We start from the raw sequence: 3603 nt of genomic DNA on the forward strand, positions 1-3603 counted from the left end.
GCCGACGACGTGGTCGCCGCCGGCTACGGGCCCGCGTCCGTAGCCGACGACGTGGTCGCCGCCGGCTACGGGCCCGCGTCCGTCACGGTCACGGCCGGGTTCGGCGCGTCGATGCTGCGACGAATCGGCGCACCGGTGCCGGGCGAGCTCGACCCGCTGCCGCCGTTCCCGCGCGATGAGATCGACGGGAGCCGCAGCCACGGCGACCTGGGCGTGCTGGTCACCGCCGATGACGCCCTGGTCGTCGCGCACGCGCTGCGCACGCTGACCCGGCTGGGCCGGGGGACGGTGCGGGTGCGCTGGCAGATGAGCGGCTTCAGTACGGCCGACGGCGTGGTGACCGGGTCGAACGAGACACCCCGCAACCTGATGGGGCAGCTGGACGGCACGGGGAATCCGCGTCCGTCCGACCCCGGGTTCGACGAGCAGATCTTCGCTTCGGGCCCGGCGTGGATGCGCGGCGGCAGCTACCTGGTGTTCCGGCGGATCCGGATGCTGCTGGAGGACTGGGAGGCCCTGCCGCGCGACCGGCAGGAGGCGATCGTCGGGCGGCGTAAGGCCACCGGTGCCCCGCTGTCCGGCGGTACCGAGTTCACGCCGTTGGACCTGGAGAAACAGGATTCCGGCGGTGCGTTGGCGATCGGGGCGAGCGCGCACGTGCGGCAGGCGTCCCCGCACTCCAACAACGGTGCGGCCATCCTGCGCAAGGGGTTCTCCTACTTCGACGGGTACCGGCCCGACGGCGCGCCGGACGCCGGCCTGCTGTTCATGGCCTTCCAGGCCGACCCGCGGGAGGGGTTCACCCGGATCCAGCAGCGGCTGTCCGGCGCCGATGACCTGAGCCGGTTCCTGCGGCACGAGTCCAGCGCGCTGTTCGCCGTGCCGCCCGGCTGCCGGGGCGGGCGTTACCTCGGCCAGGAGCTGATGGAGACCCTGTCGTGAACATGCCGATGCCGATGGGTGACACGCCGGCCCCGCTGAGCTGGGGCCGGGCGTTCGCCGCCTGGAGGTTCGCGCCCGTCACCACGGTACTGCTCGTGGTCGCGCTGCTGGCCTACCTCGGAGCCGTGCTGATGGTGCGCCGCCGGGGCGGGCGGTGGGCGGCGGCCCGGACCGGCTGCTTCGCGGGCGGGCTGGGCATGGTCGCCGCGGCGATCATGGGCAGCCCCGGGATCTACGGCGACGCCGGGCTGTTCTGGGTGCACATGATCCAGCACCTCATGCTGATCATGCTCGCGCCGTGGCTGCTGTGCCTGGGCCATCCCTCCACGCTGTTGCTGCGCGTCGTTCCCCGGTTCGACGCGGTGCGCCGCCATCCGGCGGTGGCCGTCCTCACGTCGCCGCTGGTGGGCCTGGCGGCGTACGTGGCGGTGCTGTTCGGGGTGCACCTGACCTCGTTCATGGACGTCATGATGCGTTCGCCGGTGCTGATGGTGGTCGAGCGCGCGCTGTACCTCGGCGGGGGATACCTGTACTTCTCCCGCCTACTCACCGCCGATTCCCCGCATCGGCCGACGGCCTACCCGCTGCGGCTGTTCAGCCTGTTCATGGGGATGTCGGCCGACACCATCGTCGGGATCGTGCTGCTCCAGGCGACCAACCCGCCGTTCCCGTCCTACGCGCGGATGCATCCGCCGTGGGGGCCCGGCCCGCTCACCGACGTTCACGACGGTGGCGCGGTGATGTGGATCGGCGGTGACGGGCTGATGTTCGTGATGATGCTCGTCGTCGGCGCGATGTGGTTCCTGGACCGCGCGCCGGAGGCCCGCCGTGCCGGGGCGTTCCTGGAGTCGGCGCGCCAGTCCGCCCTCGCCCGTACCGGCCATGAGAGGCCCGGCGGCGAGATCGACCGCGACCGGCTGCGGGCGAGCGGCGACGTGGACGAGGACGAGGCCGCGCTGGCCGCCTACAACGCGCTGCTCTCGCGCATGAACCGGCCCGGGGGTTCGTCGTGACGTTCGCGACCGCCGTGGGATGGGGGCTCGCCGCGGTGATGGCCGGTGCCGCGGGTCGTCAGGCGTACCGGCTGAACTCGCCCGGCCGTCCCGTACGCGCGGCGCACCTGCTGATGTGCGCGGGCATGGCCGCGATGTTCGCCCCGGTCGGCTGGTCGATCCCGCGCCTGGCCGGTGTCGTGGTCTACCTCGCGGCGGCCGTCTGGTGCCTGGTGGCGCGCGGGCCGCACCGCCTGCACGCGGTGACCGGCTCGGTCGCGATGGCGTACATGTTCGTGATCCCCGGCATGGGTCACCTGGGCGGCATGGCCGGCATGGCGATGGGCCCCGGCGGCGCGTACGGGTGGATCAGCCTCGCGCTGGCCGCCTACTTCGCCGGCGAGACCGTCTCGGCCTTCCGCGTCCTGCTCACCGCGCGTCGCGGCCCGGCCGCGGACGCCGCCTGCCACATGGCCGTCGCGATCGCCATGGGCTACATGCTCCTCACTCTCGGATGAAGGATTCACTGTGACACCGAATGACGAACAGGGCCGCGCGGCACCGTTGCTCGCGGGCTTCACGATATTGCTGGCCGCGCTGTTCGCCGTCGCGTTCGGCATCGGCCGGATCGCCGGGCCGGTCGCGCCCGGCATGCACCGCGTGGCGCCCGGCACGACTCCCGCGCCGACCGCACCGGCCACGCACGGTACGAACGACATGCCCGGCATGCCGGGCATGGACATGAGCGGAGGCCGGCCGTGACGACCACCGGCCTGATCTCGACCGGCCTGACCATCGAGGGGATGACCTGCGCCGCCTGCGTGGCGCGCGTGGAGAAGCGGCTCGGCCGGATCGCGGGCGTGACCGCCGAGGTCAACCTCGCCACGGGCCGTGCGCGGGTCAGCCATCCCACCTCCGTGCCGCCGGAGGACCTGCTCGCGGCGGTCGAGCGCGCGGGCTACCGAGGACGCCTCGAGACACCAGGGCCCGCACCGGAGCAGGACCCGCCGTCCGGCGGCCCCGAGCGCGACCGGCTGGTGATCATGTGCCTGCTCGCGGTGCCGGTGATCGTCTGCTCGATGGTCCCCGCACTCCAGTTCCGCAACTGGCAGTGGCTGTGCCTCGCGCTGGCCGCACCCGTCGTGGTCTGGGGCGCCTGGCCGTTCCACGCGCGTGCCGTCGCCGGGCTGCGGCACGTCACCGTGACCATGGACACGCTGGTCAGCCTCGGCGTCGTCGCCTCCTTCGGCTGGTCGGTGTACGCCCTGTTCGGCGGCGGCGCGGGGATGCCGGGCATGCGCATGTCATTCGCCTGGACCGCGACGCCGGGCGGCGCGATGGCGCACCTGTACCTGGAGGCGGCGGTCGGCGTGCCGCTGTTCGTCTCGGCCGGGCGTTTCCTGGAGGCGCGGGCCCGGCGCCGCACCGGGGCGGCGCTGACCGGGCTGGCGGAGCTGGCCGCCAAGGACGTACGGCTGGAGGACGGCCGCCGGGTGCCGATCGGCGAACTGCGCGCCGGGCAACGGTTCCTGGTCCGGCCCGGCGAGCGGATTCCCGCCGACGGCGTCGTGGCCGAGGGCGGCTCGGCGGTCGACGTCCACCTGCTCACCGGCGAGAGCACTCCGGTCGAATGCGGCCCCGGCGACCACGGCGCCGCGGGCACCACGAC

Annotated in this window: 5 protein-coding genes; all 5 read left to right on the top strand. The window is 73.5% G+C overall.

What is annotated here, in order from left to right; all coding sequences use genetic code 11:
- A partial coding sequence (locus ACFFNX_RS45100; RefSeq protein ID WP_378212437.1) for a Dyp-type peroxidase occupies positions 1 to 942 on the top strand: 942 nt, incomplete at its 5' end.
- Between the two features lie 2 nt (positions 943 to 944).
- Positions 945 to 1955: a cytochrome c oxidase assembly protein gene (locus ACFFNX_RS45105; protein WP_378212444.1), complete on the top strand. Its 1011-nt coding sequence runs from the start codon at positions 945 to 947 to the stop codon at positions 1953 to 1955.
- A complete protein-coding gene (locus ACFFNX_RS45110) occupies positions 1952 to 2452 on the top strand; it encodes a DUF5134 domain-containing protein (RefSeq protein WP_378212439.1) in 501 nt (166 codons plus the stop codon). The genes ACFFNX_RS45105 and ACFFNX_RS45110 overlap by 4 nt, the downstream gene beginning before the upstream one ends.
- Before the next feature lie 10 nt (positions 2453 to 2462).
- Positions 2463 to 2696, top strand: a complete 234-nt coding sequence (locus ACFFNX_RS45115; RefSeq protein ID WP_378212441.1) for a hypothetical protein — start codon at positions 2463 to 2465, stop codon at positions 2694 to 2696.
- Positions 2693 to 3603: P-type ATPase actuator domain-containing protein (locus ACFFNX_RS45120; RefSeq protein ID WP_378212442.1), on the top strand; the 911-nt coding region annotated here is incomplete at its 3' end. The genes ACFFNX_RS45115 and ACFFNX_RS45120, both read left to right, overlap by 4 nt.

Origin of the sequence: Actinoallomurus acaciae (assembly GCF_042429965.1) — a bacterium.
GTDB lineage: Bacteria > Actinomycetota > Actinomycetes > Streptosporangiales > Streptosporangiaceae > Actinoallomurus > Actinoallomurus acaciae.

What these genes read in the sequence shown, in the direction of transcription:
- ACFFNX_RS45105 (WP_378212444.1), top strand. Translation starts at nt 945, where the DNA reads ATGCCGATGCCGATGGGTGACACGCCGGCCCCGCTGAGCTGGGGCCGG.